This window comes from Streptomyces sp. PA03-3a, from assembly GCF_033792735.1.
GTDB lineage: Bacteria > Actinomycetota > Actinomycetes > Streptomycetales > Streptomycetaceae > Actinacidiphila.
Window position 1 is genome coordinate 1 of the sequence record NZ_JARAVM010000056.1, and the last position, 14,620, is coordinate 14,620.

Below are 14,620 nucleotides of genomic sequence, written 5' to 3' on the forward strand. Positions count from 1 at the left end.
CCGGTTACATTCCGAACCCGGAAGCTAAGCCTTTCAGCGCCGATGGTACTGCAGGGGGGACCCTGTGGGAGAGTAGGACGCCGCCGAACAAATATTGAGAGCCGTGCCCCCCGGACCCAGTCCGGGGGGCACGGCTCTTTGTCGTATCCACACCCGCTGTTCATGTTCAGATCAGCAACGGATCACCCGCTGAGGTGATCCTTGCGGGAACCGGGTAAGTGGAGGTGGGCCTGATGCAGCAGTTCCTGGTCCAGGGTGCTGAAGTAGCCGCGCTGGAGGACGAGTTCTCGTCCGCGGCGGACGGGCGGCATGCCGTTGCGGTGGCCTCGGCGACCTCCGGGCTGCAGCTGGCGCTGCTCTCGCTCGGCATCGGTGCCGGCGAGGAGGTGATCCTGCCTTCGTTCGCGCCCGTGGAGACCGCGGCCGCCGTGCGGCGGGCCGGTGCGGTGCCGGTCTTCGCGGACATCGACCCGTTGACGTTCTGCCTGGACCCGGAGGCCGTCGCCGCCGCGATCACGCCCCTCACGGTGGCGATCCTGCCGGTGCACCTCTTCGGGCACCCCGCGGCCGTCGACCAGATCACCGACATCGCCGCCCGGCACGGCCTGGCGATCATCGAGGACGCCACCCAGGCCCAGGCGGCCACGCTGGCCGGCCGCCGGGTCGGCTCCTACGGTGTGCTGAGCGTGTTCGCCGTCGAGGAGGGTGCCGTGGTGACCACGGAGCACCCCGAACTGGCCGGTGCCGTCAAGCGGCTTCGGGACACCGCCCACGCCGAGGCCCGGATGGCCGACGGCAAGGCGTCCGTGGGCCGCGGGGCGCTCGCGAAGCTGGCCGGTGCCGTGGCCCGGCAGCGGGCCAACTGCCGTTACCTGGACTCGGCCCTGACCGGAGTCCTGGTGCCCTACGTCGAGCCCGGCGCCCACCACGTCTACCACCGCTACACGGTGCGCATACCGGGGAACGGCCGGCCGGACCGGGACGCCTTCGCGATGGCCCTGGCCGCGCGGGGCGTGCAGGCGAGCGTGAGCATCCCGACGCCCGTGCACCGGATGCCCGAGTACCGGTCGAGTTCGTTCCTGCCCAGGACCGAGAAGGCGGCCGGCGAGACGCTTTCGCTGCCCGTCCACCCGGGCCTGACCGAGAAGGAGTTGGAGCGGATGGCCACGGCGTGCAACACGCTGGGCGGTCTGCTCTGATCCCGGGTTGTTCCGGTCGGGCTGTGCGTCGCGCGGATTTCCGAACCGGGGCCGGTGTGGGTTAAGATCCTTCACGTCGACACGCCCCAATAGCTCAGTCGGCAGAGCGTCTCCATGGTAAGGAGAAGGTCTACGGTTCGATTCCGTATTGGGGCTCTGATACGGGAAAGGCCCCCGCCTCACGGCGGGGGCCTTTCCCGTTTATGGTGCCTTCGGCGAACCGCCCTCCGTCAGGCGGGCAGTTCTGGTTCGGGGACGCGCATCGTGAGGATGGCCATGTCGTCGGAGGGCGCGTCCGAGGCGAAGCGCTCCACGGCTCGCTGGATACGGGCCGCGACGGCGCCCGCGGTAAGGCCCGTGCAGGTGGCCAGGACGTCGGCGAGGCCGTCGTCGCCGAGCATGCGGGTGCCCTCGCGGCGTTCGGTGACGCCGTCGGTGACGCAGAGCAGGACGTCGCCGGGGTCAAGGGTGACGGTCTGCTCGACGAGTTCGAGGTCCTCGATGACGCCGAGCAGCGGCTGCGGTTCCGCGGCCGGTTCCACGACGCCGCTCTGCCGCAGTCGCAGCGGCAGCGGGTGGCCGGCGCAGACGACCTTCAGGACGGCGCTGCCGTCGTTCTGCGGCCACATCTCGCCGTAGAGGAGGGTGAGGAAGCGGCTGCGGGCGCCCTCGTCCAGGATGGCGGCGTTGAGCCGCTCCAGGACGGACGGGCCGCTGAAGCCCTCGCGCGCGAGCAGACGCAGCGCGTGCCGGGCGAGACCGGTCACGGCGGCCGCCTCCGGGCCCGTTCCGCACACGTCGCCGATGGCGAAGCCCCAGCAGCCGTCGCGGATCGGGAACACGTCGTAGAAGTCGCCGCCGACCTCGTTGCCCTCGCCGGCGGCGCGGTAGACGACCTCGACCTCGACGCCGGGGATCACCGGCAGGCCGGGCGGCAGCAGGCTGCGCTGGAGGGACTGGCTGATGGCCGTTCGCTCGCTGTAGAGGCGGGCGTTGTCCAGGGCGAGGGCGGCTCGGCGGGACAGGTCCTCGGCGAGTTCCAGGATCTCCTGGCGGAAGCGCTCGTCGGCGGACTTGCCGAGGGTGAGCATGCCGATGACGCGGTTGCGGGCCACCAGCGGCAGGACGACCGTCTCGCCGCCGACGGCGGCGGCGGTCGCCAGGGCCGTGCCCGGGCCCGTCGCGGGCCGCCCGGCATCACCGAGGCCCAGGCTGCGCAGGGAGGCGCGCAGGGCGCTGGAGTGGGCGGCGTCGGAGGGCGCGGTCCACACACGGGCGCCGGGGGTGGGGTCGGGGTCGGGAGGGGCGAGGTGGGAGAGCAGGGCCTTGATGCCGTCGATGCGGTCCTCGTCCTCGTGCAGGACGAAGGCGAGTTCGGGCTCCGAGGCCTGGTCGGCGATCGTGTAGACGGCGCACCAGTTGGCCAGGGTGGGAACGGTCATCTGGGCCATCAGGGCCAGCGTCTGGTCGCGTTCGAGGGTGCCCGCCAGCAGGTCGGAGGCCTCCACCAGGAAGGACAGCGAGCCCCGGCGCAGGCGCTCGAGCTCGGTGAGGCGGGCGCTCTCCACCGCCAGCGCGATGCGGTCGGCGGCGAACTGCAGCCGCAGCGCCTCCTCGTTGGTGTACCGGCCGGGGCTCTCCGCGGCGACGCCGAGCGAACCGGTGAGGCGCCCCTCGACCTTGAGGGGGACGGTGACGATGGAGCGCATGCCGGTGCCGGCGAGCAGCGGGACGGCGCCGGGGACCGCCGTGAGGTCCTCGTGGACGGCGGGCATGCGGGCGCTGCCGTAGCGGCCGGTGCCGGCCTCGACGGGGACGCGCGCGAAGCGCTGCCGTGCGGAGGGGAGGCCGGTGGAGGCGCGCACCTCCAGCTCGGTCTCGTCGTCGGTGGCGAGCAGCAGGTACGCGGCGTCGCCGTCGAGCATGTCGCGGGCCCGCTCCACGGTGCGCTGCAGCAGCCCGTCGAGGTCGTCGGGGGCGGGGGAGCCGATGAAGGACTCGAAGGGGTCCACGGCCTTGCCGCGCTCGGATCCGCCCTCGACGGCGATCATGCCGCGGCCGGGGTTCTGCAGGACGGCGCGCTCGTCCTCGCGCACCAGCAGGCACACGGTGGACGGCTCGCCGGACGTGTCGCGGACCCGCAGGTGCGTGCCGTAGACGGGGAGGATCCGCCCGTCGGCGTCGCGGACGCCGTAGCTGCCCTCCCAGCGGGACAGCCGCAGGGCCTCGGCGATGCCGTGGCCGGTGCCGGGGGTCTGCGGCCAGGCGGCGAAGTCGCCGAGCGGCTTGCCGGTCACCTGGTCGCCGGGGTGGCCGAAGAGTTCGGCGGCGTCCTGGTTCCAGCGGGTGATGACGCCGCCCCGGTCGACCTGGACGACGGCGACGCGGACCCGCTCGTCGGCCAGCGGCAGTGCCTGGACGGGCAGGGCCGGGCCCGCGGAGCGGGTGCCCGCGGGACGCTGGGGGAGGTCCAGGCGGAACCAGACGTGCTTGTTGGCCGCGGTGTACTCCACACCCCAGCGGCTGGCCAGGGCCGAGCACAGGAGCAGCCCGCGGCCGCCCTCGTGGTCGGGGTGGATCTGCTTCTTGGCGTCGTGGAGAGGAAGCTCACGTTCGGGGTAGCGGTCGGACACCTCGATCCGCACGGCGGAGTCGAAACGCAGGCACTGGACGTCGGCGGCGGTGCCGGCGTGGACCACGGCGTTGGTGACGAGTTCACTGGTCAGGACGACGGCGTCGTCGACCACCTCGGAGAAGCCCCAGCCCTGGAGCGTGTCGCGGACGAACGCGCGTGCGGTGGCGACCGAGCGTCCCACGGGTTCGAAGGTGGCCGCCGCCCGCGCCGTGATCACAGATCTCCTTGTTTGTCCCGGGACGTCACCATTCGTCGTCCGCTGTACTGTCACCACCGGCCCCCACTTCGAGGTGTACGCCCGGCCCAAGGTGGGCAACCGCATGCCAGGTTACTTACCCCCGGCGACCGCGTGTGTGCCGGTTGGGGGTGTTCCTGCCCCGATCATGACGCCGGTCATATGCGATGCTGCCGAACTGTTATGGCCGGGCCCGGGCATGGTGAAACACTGGTCATGCCTGAACGAGGCACCTGCAGGTCGGTCGACCCTCCGGGAGGGACACGGTGGAGTCTGGCGCATCGGCGCGAGGCGGCGCGGCATCCGCGGCGAAGCGGGGCGGTTCCGCACGGGTCAAGAACGTGCGGTCGCGTACGAGCGGGGGCGGTTCGGGGACCGTCGAGGTCGACTCGGCGGCCCTGCACAGGCTGCTGTCGGCGTTGGAGTCCATGCGGGACGGCAACTTCCGCAAGAGGCTGACCGTCACCGGCGACGGGGTCATGGCGGAGATCTCCGCGGTGTTCAACGAGGTCGCCGACCGCAACCAGCACCTCACCGGGGAGCTGGCGCGGGTGCGGCGGGTCGTGGGCCGCGAGGGCAAACTCGCCGAGCGCCTGGAGACGGGGGCGTGCGAGGGCGCGTGGGCGGCGGCCATCGACGCCTCCAACGCGCTCGTGGACGATCTCGTGCGCCCCATGTCCGAGGTCGGCCGGGTGCTGTCGGCGGTCGCGGAGGGCGACCTGGAGCAGCGGATGGACCTGCGCGCGCAGGGCGCCGACGGTTCCGGGCATCCGCTGCGCGGCGAGTTCCTCAAGGTGGGACGCACCGTCAACGGGCTGGTCGACCAGCTGTCCACGTTCACCGACGAGGTGACCCGGGTGGCGAGCGAGGTCGGCACCGAGGGCAAGCTCGGCGGCCAGGCACGGGTCCGCGGCATGTCCGGCTCGTGGAAGGACCTCACGGACTCGGTCAACACCATGGCGTCCCGTCTGACGGCCCAGGTGCGTGACATCGCCCTCGTCACCACGGCGGTCGCCAAGGGCGACCTGTCGCGCAAGGTCACCGTGCACGTGGCCGGCGAGATGCTGGAGCTGAAGAACACCGTCAACACGATGGTGGACCAGCTCTCCTCCTTCGCCGCCGAGGTGACCCGCGTCGCACGCGAGGTGGGTACCGAGGGCCAGCTGGGCGGCCAGGCCAAGGTGGCCGGGGTCGACGGCGTGTGGAAGGACCTCACGGACTCCGTCAACCTGATGGCCGGCAATCTGACGGCCCAGGTGCGTGACATCGCCCAGGTGACCACCGCGGTCGCCAACGGCGACCTGTCGCAGAAGATCACCATCGGCGCGCGCGGCGAGGTCGCGCAGCTCGCCGAGACCGTCAACGCGATGACCGAGACGCTGCGCACCTTCGCCGACGAGGTGACCCGTGTCGCGGGGGAGGTCGGCGCGGACGGCCGGCTCGGCGGCCAGGCGCAGGTGCCGGGCGCCGCGGGCATCTGGAAGGACCTCACCGACTCGGTGAACACCGCGTTCCGGAACCTGACCGGCCAGGTGCGGGACATCGCGCAGGTGACGACGGCGGTCGCCAACGGCGACCTGTCGCAGAAGGTCACCGTCGACGTCTCCGGCGAGATGCTGGAGCTGAAGAACACCGTCAACACGATGGTGGACCAGCTGTCGGCCTTCGGTGCCGAGGTGACCCGAGTGGCGCGTGAGGTCGGCGTCGAGGGAGAGCTGGGCGGCCAGGCGCAGGTGCCGGGTGCGGCGGGTCTGTGGAAGGACCTGACGGATTCGGTGAACACCGCGTTCCGGAACCTGACCGGCCAGGTCCGCAACATCGCGCAGGTGACGACGGCGGTCGCCAACGGCGACCTGTCGCAGAAGGTCACCGTCGACGTCTCCGGCGAGATGCTGGAGCTGAAGAACACCGTGAACCGCATGGTGGACCAGCTGTCCTCGTTCGCCGGACAGGTGACCCGCATGGCCCGGGACGTGGGCACGGAGGGCCGCCTCGGCGGCCAGGCCCGCGTCGACGGCGTGAGCGGCGTGTGGAAGGAGCTGACGGACTCCGTCAACTTCATGGCGGGCAACCTCACCTCGCAGGTCCGCCAGATCGCCCAGGTGACGACGGCGGTGGCCCGCGGCGACCTCTCCCAGAAGGTCGACGTCGACGCGCGCGGCGAGATCCTGGAGCTGAAGAACACCATCAACACGATGGTCGACCAGCTCTCCTCCTTCGCGGAGCAGGTGACCCGGGTCGCCCGCGAGGTGGGTACCGAGGGCCGGCTCGGCGGTCAGGCGCAGGTGCCGGGCGTCGCCGGTGTGTGGCGCGACCTCACCGACTCCGTGAACGGCATGGCGGGCAACCTGACCGCGCAGGTCCGCAACATCGCCCAGGTGGCGACCGCGGTGGCCCGCGGCGACCTCTCCCAGAAGATCGACGTCGACGCCCGCGGCGAGATCCTGGAGCTGAAGAACGTCCTCAACACGATGGTCGACCAGCTCTCCTCCTTCGCGGAGCAGGTGACCCGGGTCGCCCGCGAGGTGGGCACCGAGGGCATCCTGGGCGGCCAGGCCGAGGTGAAGGGCGTGTCGGGCACCTGGAAGGACCTGACGCAGTCCGTCAACTTCATGGCGAACAACCTCACCATGCAGGTCCGCAACATCGCCGAGGTCACCACCGCGGTCGCCCAGGGCGACCTGTCCAAGAAGATCACCGTCGACGCCAAGGGCGAGATCCTCGCCCTGGTCACCACCGTGAACACGATGGTCGACCAGCTGTCCGCCTTCGGTGACGAGGTGACCCGGGTGGCCCGCGAGGTGGGCACCGAGGGCCAGCTGGGCGGTCAGGCGCGGGTGCGGGACGTCTCCGGCATCTGGAAGGACCTCACCGACAACGTCAACCTGATGGCCAACAACCTGACCAGCCAGGTGCGTTCGATCTCCTCCGTCGCCACCGCCGTCGCCAACGGCGACCTCACGAAGAAGATCACCGTCGAGGCGCGCGGCGAGGTCGCGCAGCTCGCCGAGACCATCAACACGATGGTCGACACGCTCTCCGCCTTCGGTGACGAGGTGACCCGGGTGGCCCGCGAGGTGGGCACCGACGGCATCCTCGGCGGTCAGGCGCGCGTGCCGGGCGTGTCCGGCTCGTGGAAGGACCTCACCGAGTCGGTGAACAACATGGCCTCCAACCTGACCGGCCAGGTCCGCAACATCGCCATGGTCACCACCGCGGTCGCCCGCGGCGACCTGTCCAAGAAGATCGACGTCGACGCGCACGGGGAGATCCTGGAGCTGAAGACGACCATCAACACGATGGTCGACCAGCTGTCGGCCTTCGGTGACCAGGTGACCCGGGTGGCCCGCGAGGTGGGCACCGAGGGCCGCCTGGGCGGTCAGGCGCGCGTGCCGGGTGTCTCCGGCATCTGGAAGGACCTCACCGAGTCGGTGAACCTGATGGCGAACAACCTGACCCGTCAGGTGCGCAACATCGCCCAGGTGGCCACCGCGGTGACCCGCGGCGACCTCAACATCCGCACGGACGTGGACGCGGCGGGCGAGATCCTGGAGCTCCAGGACTACATCAACACCATGATCGTCCGACTCCGCGAGACCACGCTCGCCAACAAGGAGCAGGACTGGCTCAAGGGCAACCTCGCCCGCATCTCCGGTCTGATGCAGGGCCGCCGCGACCTCAACGACGTGGCGGCGCTCATCATGAGCGAGCTGACCCCGGTGGTCTCCGCCCAGCACGGCGCCTTCTTCATCGCGGAGGAGCCGGCCGGCGGGGAGGAGATCGACGAGGGCTACGAACTGCGGCTGAGCGGCTCGTACGGCTTCTCCAAGCGGACGATGCCGACGGTGTTCCTGCCGGGAGAGGGGCTGATCGGCACGGCCGCCGTCGAGAAGCGCTCGATCCTGGTGGAGGACGTGCCGCCGGGCTACCTGCGGATCTCCTCCGGTCTCGGGGAGGCGCCGCCGGCCCATGTGATCGTGCTCCCGGTGGTGTTCGAGGACCGGGTGCTCGGTGTCATGGAGCTGGCCTCCTTCCAGCCGCTCACCCAGATCCAGAAGGACTTCCTGGGCCAGATCACGGACATGATCGCGGTCAGCGTGAACACCATCAGCGTGAACACCAAGACCGAGTACCTGCTGGAGCAGTCGCAGGAACTCACCGAGCAGCTGCGGGAGCGCTCCGCGGAGCTGGAGAACCGGCAGAAGCAGCTGGAGATGTCCAACACGGAGCTGGAGGAGAAGGCGGAGCTGCTGGCCCGCCAGAACCGGGACATCGAGGTGAAGAACACCGAGATCGAGGAGGCCCGGCAGGTCCTGGAGGAGCGCGCCGAGCAGCTGGCCGTCTCGATGCGCTACAAGTCCGAGTTCCTGGCCAACATGTCGCACGAGCTGCGCACCCCGCTCAACTCGCTGCTCATCCTGGCCAAGCTGCTCGCGGACAACGTCGAGGGCAATCTCTCCCCGAAGCAGGTCGAGTTCGCCGAGACCATCCACGGCGCCGGCTCGGACCTGCTGCAGCTCATCAACGACATCCTGGACCTGTCCAAGGTCGAGGCGGGCAAGATGGACGTCAGCCCGACCCGCATCGCCCTGGTCCAGCTGGTCGACTACGTGGAGGCGACCTTCCGGCCCCTCACGGCGGAGAAGGGCCTGGACTTCTCGGTGCGGGTCTCCCCGGAGCTGCCCGCCACGCTCCACACCGACGAGCAGCGGCTGCTGCAGGTGCTGCGCAACCTGCTGTCGAACGCGGTCAAGTTCACCGACAGCGGCTCGGTCGAGCTGGTCATCCGCCCGGCCGGTCCCGACGTGCCGCACGCGATCCGGGAGCAGCTGCTGGAGTCAGGATCGCTGCGGGGCGCGGACGAGCCGCTGATCGCCTTCTCCGTGACCGACACCGGCATCGGCATCGCGGCGAGCAAGATGCGGGTCATCTTCGAGGCGTTCAAGCAGGCGGACGGCACCACCAGCCGCAAGTACGGCGGCACGGGCCTGGGCCTGTCCATCAGCCGGGAGATCGCCCGGCTGCTCGGCGGCGAGATCCACGCCGACAGCCAGCCCGGCCGCGGCTCCACCTTCACCCTCTACCTGCCGCTCAACACCACCGAACTGCCGCCCCAGGGCTACCTGCAGCTCGCCGGAGGCGAGACCGCGGAACTCGAGGGAGCACCGGTCGAGCCGCTCCACGCCCCGGCGCACGGCCATGTGGCGGTGCGCGGCCGGGGCGCGGGCAGTAGCCTGGCCCGGCTGCGCCGGCGTTCGGCGGCGGCACCGCTGCCCGCGGCGGCCGCCGGACCGACGGAGCGCGCCGCGCTGTCCGAGTCGTGGGTGGAGGGCGCGCACAGCGACGCCTACACCGGCTTCTCGGGCGGGTTCAGCGGTGAGAAGGTGCTCATCGTCGACGACGACATCCGCAACGTCTTCGCCCTCACCAGCGTGCTGGAGCAGCACGGGCTGACCGTGCTGTACGCGGAGAACGGCCGCGAGGGCATCGAGGTCCTGGAGCAGCACGACGACGTCGCCGTGGTGCTGATGGACATCATGATGCCCGAGATGGACGGCTACGCGACCACGGCCGCGATCCGCAGGATGCCCCAGTTCGCCGGGCTGCCGATCATCGCGCTGACGGCGAAGGCGATGAAGGGGGACCGGGAGAAGAGCATCGAGTCCGGGGCGTCCGACTACGTCGCCAAGCCGGTGGACACCGATCACCTGCTCGCGGTGATGGAGCGGTGGATGCAGTCCAGGTGACGCCGCGTCGGGCGCCGCGTTGGGTGATCCGGCGGGCAACGGACGGTGAACGTCCATGACTCGGCGTGTGTGAAGAGGTGTGAGAGTGCGGGATTCTGGGAACCTTCTGGTCTCCGCTTGCGTTTCTGCTACGTGCACAGTGACATGGCGGTGACAGGGTGTGGCGGACAGCGGGGTGCGGCTACCATGACCGGCACAAGGACGGGCGGCGCTCAGGAGTCGTCCACGGGGGCGGCGACCGGTGCAGTGCCGGGGCGAGGAGGGCGGGCCATGGTGCAGAAGGCCAAGATCCTCCTGGTCGATGACCGGCCGGAGAATCTGCTGGCGCTGGAGGCCATCCTCTCCGCGCTCGATCAGACCCTGGTGCGGGCATCGTCCGGGGAGGAAGCGCTCAAGGCGCTGCTCACCGACGACTTCGCGGTGATCCTGCTCGACGTCCAGATGCCGGGCATGGACGGGTTCGAGACCGCGGCGCACATCAAGCGGCGCGAACGCACCCGCGACATCCCGATCATCTTCCTGACCGCCATCAACCACGGGCCGCACCACACCTTCCGCGGCTACGCGGCCGGCGCGGTGGACTACATCTCCAAGCCCTTCGACCCGTGGGTGCTGCGCGCCAAGGTCTCGGTCTTCGTCGAGCTCTACATGAAGAACTGCCAGTTGCGCGAGCAGGCCGCCCTGCTCCGGCTGCAGCTGGAACAGGGCGCCCGCCCCGGCGGCAACGGCTCCAAGGAGCCCGTGGGCCTGCTCGCCGAGCTCTCCGCGCGGCTCGCCGCCGTGGAGGAGCAGGCGGAGGCGCTGTCCAAGCAGCTCGACGAGTCCGCCGACGCGGCGGCGGTGGCCACGGCCGCCCACCTGGAGCGCAAGCTGACCGGGCTGCGCCGCGCGCTGGACGCGCTGGAGCCCGGCACGGCCGGCGGCGACAAGAAGATTCCCCCGCAGGAGTGAAGCATGTGCGCCATTTGACGCAAGGTCATCCTTGGCGCACCAGGGTCACGACACGAATGGCGGTATGCGCGGCCACGCGTGTCGTGCGCGGGGCGGAACGGTAACCTCACCATCATGGCCTCACGTACGTCCGGCACCGCCAAGAAGGCTGCCGCCAAACCTGCGGCCAAGCCCGCGGCGAAGAAGGCCCCCGCGAAGAAGGCGGCGGCCAAGAAGCCGCCCGCCAAGGCGGCGGCCAAACCCGCGCCGAAGCCGGCGCCGTCCCCGACCGGGGGCGTCTACCGGCTCGCCCGAGCGGTGTGGCTCGGCCTGGCGCACACCGTGGGCGCGCTCTTCCGGGGCGTCGGGCGCGGCGCGCGCGGTCTCGACCCGGCTCACCGCAAGGACGGCCTGGCGCTGCTGCTGCTCGGCCTCGCGCTGGTCGTGGCCACCGGCACCTGGTCGGATCTGCGCGGTCCGGTGGGCGACCTGGTCGAGATCCTGATCACCGGACTGTTCGGGCGGCTGGACCTGCTCGTGCCCTTCCTCGTCGGCGCCATCGTCTGGCGGCTGATGCGCCATCCGCAGAAGGCCGACGCCAACGGGCGCATCGTCATCGGCCTGACCACCCTCAGCGTCGGCGTGCTGGGGCTGGTGCACATCGGCTGCGGTTCCCCCGGACGGGGCCAGGGCGCCGACGCGATCCGCGACGCGGGCGGGCTCATCGGCTGGGCGGCCTCCGCGCCGCTCGACTACACCGTCGGAGCGCCCCTGGCGGTGGCGCTGCTGGCCCTGCTCACCTTCTTCGGGCTGCTCGTCACCACCGCTACCCCCGTCAACGCCATTCCCCGGCGGCTGCGCGAACTCGGCATCCGGCTGGGGCTGGTGGAGGAGCACGCACCCACCCGGACCGAGGACGACGCCGTGCCCTTCAGCGACCTGCTGGAGGAGGAGGCCCCCCAGGACGGCGGGGAGAAGGCGCGCCGCCGCTCTAGGCGCCGCCAGGAGCCGACGGAACTGCCCGATCTCACGCCCGGCGACGGCCTGGACGCGGTCGGCCTCGCCTACGGTGTGGCCGCCGACCTCGACGGCGCCCTCACCTACGGTGTGCCCGGTTCCTCGGTCGTCGCGGACCTCGTCAGCCACTCCCTGCCGCCGGCGGGGGACAGCGGGCAGGACGGCGCCGACGAGGACGCCGGCCCGTCCGTGCCCGACCTCACCAAGGCCGCGGCGTCCGGCGAGGGCACGGCGCTGCCGCCGCGCGCCGAACAGCTCCAGCTGTCGGGCGACATCACCTACGGCCTGCCGTCACTGGACCTGCTGCAGCGCGGCGGTCCAGGACGTACCCGCAGCGCCGCCAACGACGCCGTGGTGGAGTCGCTGACGAGCGTCTTCTCGCAGTTCAAGGTCGACGCGCGGGTCACCGGGTTCACCCGCGGCCCGACGGTGACCCGCTACGAGGTGGAGCTCGGCCAGGCCGTCAAGGTCGAGCGGATCACGGCCCTCGCCAAGAACATCGCGTACGCCGTGGCCAGTCCGGACGTACGGATCATCAGCCCGATCCCCGGCAAGTCGGCGGTCGGCATCGAGATCCCCAACAGCGACCGGGAGATGGTCAACCTCGGCGACGTACTGCGCTCCGCGGACGCCGCCGGCGAGGAGCACCCGATGACGGTGGCCCTCGGCAAGGATGTCGAGGGCGGCTACGTCATGGCCAACCTTGCGCGGATGCCGCACATCCTCGTCGCGGGCGCCACCGGGTCCGGCAAGTCCTCCTGCATCAACTGCCTGATCACCTCGATCCTGGCGCGTGCCACACCCGACGAGGTGCGGATGGTGCTGGTCGACCCCAAGCGCGTGGAGCTGACCGCGTACGAGGGCATCCCGCACCTCATCACCCCGATCATCACCAACCCCAAGCGGGCCGCGGAGGCGCTGCAGTGGGTCGTGCGCGAGATGGACCTGCGCTACGACGACCTGGCCGCCTACGGCTTCCGGCACATCGACGACTTCAACGCGGCCGTGCGCAGCGGCAAGGCGAAGCCGCCCGAGGGCAGCGAGCGGGAGCTCTCGCCCTACCCCTACCTGTTGGTGATCGTGGACGAGCTCGCCGACCTGATGATGGTCGCGCCGCGGGACGTGGAGGACGCGATCGTCCGCATCACCCAGCTCGCCCGGGCCGCCGGCATCCACCTGGTGCTGGCCACGCAGCGGCCCAGCGTCGACGTCGTCACGGGCCTCATCAAGGCCAACGTGCCCTCCCGGCTGGCCTTCGCGACCTCCTCCCTCGCCGACAGCCGGGTCATCCTCGACCAGGCCGGCGCCGAGAAGCTGATCGGAAAGGGTGACGGGCTGTTCCTGCCGATGGGCGCGAACAAGCCGGTCCGCATGCAGGGCGCCTTCGTCACCGAGGACGAGATCCACGCCGTCGTCACCCACTGCAAGGCGCAGTTGACGCCCTCCTACCGTGACGACGTGGTCGTCGGGTCGGGCCCGAAGAAGGAGATCGACGAGGAGATCGGCGACGACCTGGACCTGTTGTGCCAGGCCGCGGAACTGGTCGTCTCCACGCAATTCGGCTCGACTTCGATGCTCCAGCGCAAACTGCGTGTCGGCTTCGCGAAAGCGGGCAGGCTCATGGACCTGATGGAATCACGCGGGATCGTCGGCCCCAGCGAGGGGTCGAAGGCCCGTGACGTACTGGTCAAGCCGGACGAGATGGACGGAGTGCTCGCCGTACTCCGCGGCGATGCCGGTTCGTAGCCGTTCCGTGGCTCACTCGTAAGTGGGCCGGGCGCAACCGTTGCTCCTGCCCGCACGTCAAGTTATTGCAGGGGGAAGGCGTATGGCCGACTGTCATCGGCGCCGGGAAAGACGGCAATCCTGATGGCGGACAAACAACGCCCGCCCGCTTGCCCGTCCTTTTGCACACCCCCCTAGACTGAGTCTCCAGCAGGTGGCTGCACGCTCGAAAGGCGCCCCCGTGTCCATCGGCAACCCGCCCCCCGACGACCGGATCCCGGTCGGTCGTGCCCTCGCCCAGGCCCGCGTCGCCGCGGGTCTGACCGTCGACGAGGTCAGTACCACAACGCGTGTGCGCGCGCCCATCGTGCACGCGATCGAGCAGGACGATTTCTCGCGCTGCGGCGGCGACGTGTACGCCCGCGGCCACATCCGGGCGATCGCACGCGCCGTGGGTCTCGATCCCGAGGCCCTGATCGAGCAGTTCTCGGCGGAGCACGGCGGTGCGCCCGCCCCCACCCCCGTGGCGCCGCTGTACGAGGCGGAGCGGATGCGGTCCGAGCCGCGCCGCCCCAACTGGACGGCGGCCATGGTCGCGGCGATCGTCGCCGTCGTCGGCTTCGTCGGCTTCACCCTCTTCAATGGTGGTGAGGACGGCGGCAAGGAGCCGGTGGCGGGCAAGCCGAGTGCGGCGAGCCCGGCGGCCAAGCCGTCCGGGAGCGCCACGAGCACCGCGCCGAGGCCCGAGGCGTCCGACAGCGCGATCGCCGCCGCTCCGGCCGACAAGGTCACCGTCAAGCTCACCGCCCCCAACGCCAAGAGCTGGATCCAGGCGGTGGACAGCAACGGAAGGCAGCTCTTCCAGGGCAGTCTGGAGCCGGGCGACTCCAAGACCTTCACCGACAAGAGCAAGATCAACCTGATCATCGGCAACGCGGGCGCGGTCAACCTCTTCGTCAACGGCAAGGACCTGGGACCCGCGGGCGACCCCGGTCAGGTCCAGCGCCTCACCTTCACTCCCGGCGACCCGGAAGCGGGGTGACGCCCGGCTTCTCGGGCGCGCACGGACACCGCGGCGCCCGGCGCGGGACAACCGTCCCGTCGCCGGGCGCCGCTGCGCGTCGGAGCCCCG

General features: G+C 70.9%; 6 protein-coding genes, 1 tRNA gene and 1 rRNA gene. 7 read left to right on the forward strand and 1 reads right to left on the reverse strand.

All coding sequences use genetic code 11. From position 1 onward, the window contains the following. The 3 genes from rrf to PV342_RS37960 all read left to right on the forward strand — a co-directional run. Window positions 1–89: ribosomal RNA gene (rrf, locus tag PV342_RS37950) — 5S ribosomal RNA — on the forward strand; the annotation flags it as partial. Between the two features lie 144 nt (window positions 90–233). Continuing rightward, on the forward strand, window positions 234–1,199 hold the full coding sequence (locus tag PV342_RS37955; RefSeq protein WP_400795329.1) for a DegT/DnrJ/EryC1/StrS family aminotransferase: 966 nt from the start codon (window positions 234–236) through the stop codon (window positions 1,197–1,199). Between the two features lie 83 nt (window positions 1,200–1,282). Next, window positions 1,283–1,355 (forward strand) — tRNA-Thr (locus tag PV342_RS37960). A gap of 74 nt (window positions 1,356–1,429) precedes the next feature. On the opposite strand, the gene PV342_RS37965 is transcribed toward PV342_RS37960, so the two are convergent. Continuing rightward, entirely contained in the window at window positions 1,430–4,051 is a 2,622-nt protein-coding gene (locus tag PV342_RS37965) for a SpoIIE family protein phosphatase (RefSeq protein ID WP_400795332.1), read from the reverse strand. Between the two features lie 284 nt (window positions 4,052–4,335). On the opposite strand from PV342_RS37965, the gene PV342_RS37970 reads away from it, so the two are divergent. The 4 genes from PV342_RS37970 to PV342_RS37985 all read left to right on the forward strand — a co-directional run bounded on the left by PV342_RS37970 (window position 4,336) and on the right by PV342_RS37985 (window position 14,530). Continuing rightward, window positions 4,336–9,816 (forward strand): HAMP domain-containing protein, encoded by a 5,481-nt coding sequence (locus tag PV342_RS37970; RefSeq protein WP_400795335.1) that lies wholly within the window; start codon window positions 4,336–4,338, stop codon window positions 9,814–9,816. Window positions 9,817–10,086: 270 nt separating this feature from the next. Beyond that, on the forward strand, window positions 10,087–10,767 hold the full coding sequence (locus PV342_RS37975; RefSeq protein WP_018561772.1) for a response regulator: 681 nt from the start codon (window positions 10,087–10,089) through the stop codon (window positions 10,765–10,767). A gap of 114 nt (window positions 10,768–10,881) precedes the next feature. Next, window positions 10,882–13,509, forward strand: coding sequence for a DNA translocase FtsK (locus PV342_RS37980; protein ID WP_500320715.1), 2,628 nt, complete (start codon window positions 10,882–10,884; stop codon window positions 13,507–13,509). A 220-nt stretch (window positions 13,510–13,729) separates the two neighbouring features. Further along, on the forward strand, window positions 13,730–14,530 hold the full coding sequence (locus PV342_RS37985; RefSeq protein WP_500320716.1) for a helix-turn-helix domain-containing protein: 801 nt from the start codon (window positions 13,730–13,732) through the stop codon (window positions 14,528–14,530). Window positions 14,531–14,620 lie beyond the last annotated feature (90 nt).

Bases quoted from the DNA above. Each gene is read 5' to 3' on its own strand.
- PV342_RS37955 (WP_400795329.1), top strand. From the start codon at position 234: ATGCAGCAGTTCCTGGTCCAGGGTGCTGAAGTAGCCGCGCTGGAGGAC.
- PV342_RS37975 (WP_018561772.1), top strand. From the start codon at position 10,087: ATGGTGCAGAAGGCCAAGATCCTCCTGGTCGATGACCGGCCGGAGAAT.
- PV342_RS37980 (WP_500320715.1), top strand. From the start codon at position 10,882: ATGGCCTCACGTACGTCCGGCACCGCCAAGAAGGCTGCCGCCAAACCT.